Here is a 4,734-nt window from a genome sequence, read left to right on the forward strand (position 1 = left end):
GATAACGGAGGTAACTTTATACTTGAGTAAGTAGCTCCACCCAGGCAGACTTTAGTCTGCTTTAACAAACTATGGACTTTCAGTCCATAGTGGTTTATTTATGAGGCAGGTCAATCACTTAGTATGGGATATCTTGGAAGTGCCTTAGGATATTCTTTTAATGGATCAACAGCAAGTGGGTCAACAGCAATCAAAACAGGACTTAATGGTGCTTATTTAGGTATAGGTTTTGATTTAGATGGGAACAACAAAGAGAGAAGAGGTTTCGAAATGGGAAGTTACGAAACCCGTGAAGGACTTACTGCTCAACGATATGTAGATGCAGGGTTTGATATTAATGATGTAAAGTATGACTATGGCCGTAATGTTTTTGGAAGCTATTACAAAAATCACATTACATTAAGAGGAGCGGGACAAGGTAACAGTTATAAAGGAAATCCTTTGTTGTTGACCAAATATTTTGGAGGTCAAAATGCAGCAAATGAAGTTGCGATGGCAACTCTGGATTACAATACTGGTGATTATAATTTTAGTGGAAGTTATGAAGGAGATGACTTTAATATAGCTGATGGAGGATTCGATTATAGCCCTAAATTTCAAAAGATTGAAGTGGAAGTAAGACCAGATGGAGAAGACGGAATATATGTGACAATAAAAGGTAATGGCAATGTGTTAATCGATAATTTTTACTACAAACATTCGTTTAAAACCTATGGAGATGGTAAAGTAGTAAACAATGAATATGAAGATTATCAATACAATTATAATTCAAGTATTCCAGATAGAGTTAATATTGGTTTTGCTGCTACTACAATGAATAATCATACTCAAAAAACCATTATTAGAAATGTAAAAGTATCGCCTATAGATGATAAGGAAGATGGAGATGAAGAATTTACATTGCAAGAGAGTAATGAGGAGATGTGTGTGAGTGATTCTGAAAACAGTGATGGAGCAAGAATAGAATTTGAATTGGCAGATAGTAAAGATTATGATTTAGAGAACGATACTTTTGAATTTACAGACGAGTCTGGTAATTATTTAGGAGATTCATCTTATCATCAGTCAGATGTCGGTAAATGGGAATACAATTCTTATTATAACGAAGTTACTTTAACTATATCTAACAAGTATTTCAAACCAGGAGAGGAGGCTAAAGTGTACTATACCGTAGAAGGGGATAATAAAAGCAATGGAAAGAGAGGAAAGTCCCGTCCTACAGCTATCACAGTAAGCGGTATAGCTTGTGGAGCAATAGCTAATCCGCATATTAGAGCGAAGAATGAAAATGAAGAGTATTTGCCTTAAATGACAATGGAGTAAGATAGAAAGGAAGCTTTTAAGCTTCCTTTTTTTATATAGTTATGCTTGCTGATATAGAAAATGTATTGATTTTACTAGGTTATAATCTACTTTTATTTGGCTTGAAATATTGTTTTTACAAGAGAATACTTAACTTTGGAATCAACTTGAAATTTTAAAGAATAGGTATTATGAATTATATATTATTTGATGGCGAAGTAAGAGGGAATTTATTGCCTTTTACATATACTCGTCCAGTAGCTGATATCCGAGTTGGTATTTTGACAATTCGCGAAAAATGGGAGAAGTTCTTAGGATATACCACTACAACTATTACAGAGGATTATTTAGCTGATAAATATCCTATGGTTGAGGTTGAGAATAATATAATGATTAATGCAGCATACCTACCTAATGAGGTAATCGTTGAAATGATTAAGAATCTCGAGCCCAAACAAGCGATTGTTTTAGAGGAGGATATTATTGCTTTCTATACACAAGATTCTCAAGAAGATGTAGATTTTGATGAATATGAGATTATTCCTTTTGAATCTGACCTACTGAAGATAGAGCATAAGTGGGATATCTTTTTAAAGAATGACGAGGCTATACGTGCTGATTTTGAGTTGTTGACGGAAGATAGAATATCAGAGGTAATTCCTAAATCTGTAAATGTAATTGCTCCTGAAAATATTTTCATAGAAGAAGGTGCGAAATTGGAGTTTGTAACTTTGAATGCATCCACTGGTCCTATTTATATCGGAAAAGATACGGAGATTATGGAAGGGTCTATTATTCGAGGACCTTTTGCATTGTGTGAAGGAGCACAGGTAAAGATGGGAGCAAAGATATATGGAGCTACTACGGTTGGACCACAATGTAGAGTAGGGGGAGAAGTAAGTAATTCTGTGATGTTCGGTTATTCTAATAAAGGGCATGACGGTTTCCTTGGTAACTCTGTTTTAGGAGAATGGTGTAATTTAGGTGCAGATACGAATAACTCAAATCTAAAGAATAACTACGCTCCTGTAAAATTGTGGAATATCGAAGAAGGAGCTTATGAGAATACAGGGCTTCAGTTTTGTGGTCTAATGATGGGAGATCACAGCAAAAGTGGAATTAACACCATGTTTAATACCGGTACAGTAGTAGGTGTTTCAAGTAGTATTTTTGGCGGAGGATTTCCAAAAACGTACTTGCCAAACTTTACTTGGGGAGGTGTTGAACACAGTGAACTTTACGATGTAGACAAAGCGATTGGCACCATGAAAATAGTTATGGAAAGAAGACATATTGAGTTAACAGCAGTGGATGAAGAAATAATTAGACATATTTTTAATGAAACTCAATTAGACAGGTTTGAGCATCATTTAAAAAAGTAATACTATCTAAAAGCTAATCTTTACCGGTTAGCTTTTTTTTGTCCTTCTTAACTGTTATTCAGGGCGGTAGTAATATAGAAGTATTGAGATAGAAATTGCCTTAACCAAGAGAATTAGAAGGAAGGCATTTCTAACGATCGCAACTTAAACTATTGATACTTTTTCTAAAGTAGATATGAAAAAACGCAATTTAAATATAAGCTTTAATTAATAGTAAGAGACAGGTCTTGGTCTGTCGTAATTAAAGTTTGGCAAATCTAAGTTGTACTGTCTCGAATTAGCAAAGAATACTGGTTTACCAGAATCAGGCATCGTAGGGTAATAAACTAACGAAAGGGCAATACTACTGAATACCAAATAGTCGTTATTGGCAACTAAACCAATACTAATACGCGAATAAAATTTAGGATCTAAGAATCTCTCTTTTTCATACCCCATAAAAGCACCTTCGAAATTTAAGAAAGGGTTTATACGAAATCCCTTCCATTCATAAGGAGCATAAGATTGCCATTGATATCCGAGAGATAGCCTTCTCGTTCCCAGTATTTTTTGAGCCCTGATACCTTGAATGACATCTTCAAGTTTTAATCGATCTCCTGTGTGATCTATACGGTGATATCCCATGACAAATTGAGGCATGATAAAATGCCTAAAACGCCAATTGCCCCACACAAATAATTTAGTGAAATAGGAAGCGTCAATACGTAAAGCTCCTTGTTCTCCCCGACTACCATGGAAGTAACTACCCCATTCTAAATTTGTGGCAAAATACCCTAAGTTGGTATATCCTCCAATTGCAAATTTAGCACCGAAATAGGATCGTCTCTTTTGGTACTGATCTTTCATCCCTGCGGTTAAAGCAAATGTTTTCCCTACTTGAACGTCTTCAATCCGGTCATAGCTAAAGATAAACCTATCTTGTACGTAATTAATTGAACTCAAACTTATGGAAGCCAAATAGGTGCGCTGATCTCCATAAAAACCTAAGGGATCATAGACGTAATCTGGTGTTTTCAGAAAGTGTTGTTGGATAAATCGAACAGATGTTCGTAAATTCGTAATTACAGGCTTGTCTTTGTAGCTTTTGAAAAGCGGAATCGAATAACCTGCCCAATAGTCAAATGTATTGGACTTGACAGATTCAAGCTTGTATTTCATATCCATGTCTGGTAGAGAATCTCTCCTAAATATTTGAGAGACAGTTACCCCTCCTGCCCATTTCGTATAAGGCGAATAAAATGGTCGATCTACAGCAAGTACTTTTACATAATTTCCCCATAAATCGGAATCATATAAAATATTTGCTCTTACGAATGTATTCTGAATATTGTTAACTCTATAATTAAAATAGAAAGCGTCTTTATCTTCTTTTAGTCTTGTTTTATACTGTAAACTTACATCGTGACCAAAACCTCCAAAGTTTCGATCTGTTACCTTAAATCTTGCGGTAGAAGTAGATATAGAACCAGAAGGGTAAATACTCCAAGAATCTAATTCCCTTACTAATACATCAACAGAATCAGGAGAACTTGTTGGGATTGGATAAATTGTCACTGCCCTTACAAATCGCTGCGTACGAAGTAAACGCTCACTCTCGCGAACTTTTAGAGAATCGAATACCTCGCCCTCTTTAAACATCAGGAAGTTGTTAATGGTAAAGCGCTTTGTTTTTAAGTGCATTTTATTTCCAAAGTGCTCTAAGTTTGAGGTTGGTTTCTTTGCTGTATCAGTTGTAGAATAGCCAAAAGGATCTAATGATGTAATTCGGATGTTTCGAATGACTTTTCCATGCCCGAGTTCCAAGTGTTGGTTTGTCTTAATTTCGGGTGCTCTTGAGGTCAGTCTTTTGTTGTTTTTATAGATTAACTTATTGATAAACCTTCCAAATTTTGTCTTTTTATTATTTGTCTCAAGATTTGGAAATATTCGAGTTGTATCTGGAACAAAGGCATGACTATCTAATTCTTTAGGATAGAATATCTTAATTGACTTAATACTATCTTTTTCTGCTATACTCTTTTCTTGGGCAAAAGAGGTAACAGTCAGTGAT

At 35.1% G+C, this 4,734-nt stretch carries 3 protein-coding genes; 2 read left to right on the forward strand and 1 reads right to left on the reverse strand.

The genetic code is table 11. From position 1 onward, the window contains the following. Positions 1-123: 123 nt before the first annotated feature. Positions 124-1,308, forward strand: coding sequence for a hypothetical protein (locus GOQ24_RS06255; RefSeq protein ID WP_243731251.1), 1,185 nt, complete (start codon positions 124-126; stop codon positions 1,306-1,308). Between the two features lie 185 nt (positions 1,309-1,493). Then, the gene (locus GOQ24_RS06260; protein WP_155092986.1) at positions 1,494-2,684 is read left to right on the forward strand and encodes a GlmU family protein; all 1,191 of its coding nucleotides are present in this window, start codon (positions 1,494-1,496) and stop codon (positions 2,682-2,684) included. Between the two features lie 207 nt (positions 2,685-2,891). On the opposite strand, the gene GOQ24_RS06265 is transcribed toward GOQ24_RS06260, so the two are convergent. After that, positions 2,892-4,730, reverse strand: coding sequence for a hypothetical protein (locus GOQ24_RS06265; protein WP_243731252.1), 1,839 nt, complete (start codon positions 4,728-4,730; stop codon positions 2,892-2,894). Positions 4,731-4,734: the final 4 nt, after the last annotated feature.

The organism is Myroides sp. LoEW2-1 (assembly GCF_009767705.1).
GTDB lineage: Bacteria > Bacteroidota > Bacteroidia > Flavobacteriales > Flavobacteriaceae > Flavobacterium > Flavobacterium album_A.

Excerpts from the sequence above, each read along its gene's own strand:
- GOQ24_RS06260 (WP_155092986.1), top strand. The coding sequence starts at position 1,494 with ATGAATTATATATTATTTGATGGCGAAGTAAGAGGGAATTTATTGCCT.
- GOQ24_RS06255 (WP_243731251.1), top strand. The coding sequence starts at position 124 with ATGGGATATCTTGGAAGTGCCTTAGGATATTCTTTTAATGGATCAACA.